The following is a 361-nucleotide window of genomic DNA, read 5'->3' as shown; positions in this document are numbered from 1 at the left end:
GTCGTGCACCGCGAGGATGTGCGCGCGCAGGGCGTCGGCGAGCCGCCGTTCGACGTCCGCGTATTCGGGCAGCCCGGCCAGGTTGTGGACCTGATCCGGATCGGCGACCGTGTCGTACAGCTCGATGCCCGGCTTGGGTCGCCAGAACGCCGACTGGACCGCGCGAGGCGGCCGGCGAGGTGCTCGGTCTCCCACGACCGGTATCCGGCGGCCAGCCATGCGAATGCCTGGTGCATGCCGTATGGGCGGTGCGGGTCGTAGTTGCGTATGTAGCGGTAGCGCGCGTCGCGGACGGTGCGCACCATGTCGCAGCGGGAGTCCATCCGATTGCGCAGGCCGAAGGCGAGCTCTGTTGCGGCTG

1 protein-coding gene is annotated in these 361 nt (G+C 70.1%); it reads right to left on the bottom strand.

Annotated features, from left to right (window positions below; translation table 11 throughout):
- Positions 1 to 195: hypothetical protein (locus AC1DSF_RS31460; RefSeq protein ID WP_478184226.1), on the bottom strand; the 195-nt coding region annotated here is incomplete at its 3' end.
- Positions 196 to 361 lie beyond the last annotated feature (166 nt).

It is taken from the genome of Variovorax sp. 01N429 (assembly GCF_056399425.1).
Note: the sequence above shows the minus strand (reverse complement) of the source record. Positions and strands in the feature narration are given on the sequence as shown.